The sequence below is a fragment of the Spirochaeta lutea genome (genome assembly GCF_000758165.1).
GTDB lineage: Bacteria > Spirochaetota > Spirochaetia > DSM-27196 > Salinispiraceae > Spirochaeta_D > Spirochaeta_D lutea.
The window spans coordinates 1-229 of sequence record NZ_JNUP01000006.1; the positions used below are offsets into that span (position 1 = coordinate 1).

1 pseudogene is annotated in these 229 nt (G+C 52.8%); it reads left to right on the forward strand.

Annotation, left to right across the window (positions count from 1 at the left end):
* A pseudogene (locus DC28_RS16485) lies at positions 1–229 on the forward strand (hypothetical protein); the annotation flags it as partial.

Below are 229 nucleotides of genomic sequence, written 5' to 3' on the forward strand. Positions count from 1 at the left end.
GCCAGTACCACCCCAACAACGTCAACCTGCTGGTCGGCTCCTCCTTTGAATATATCTACGGCATGGGCCTGGCGATCCTCAAACGCAAGGGCCGCATGACAGCCAAGCAGAAAGAAACCCGGGAACGCCTTGAGCGCAAGAACCGCACAAGCCCCAAGGAAACCCTGCACAGCGTTCGCAACTTATTGCAAGATATCATTTTACTGTTTCAAGAAAGGGATTCGAATGC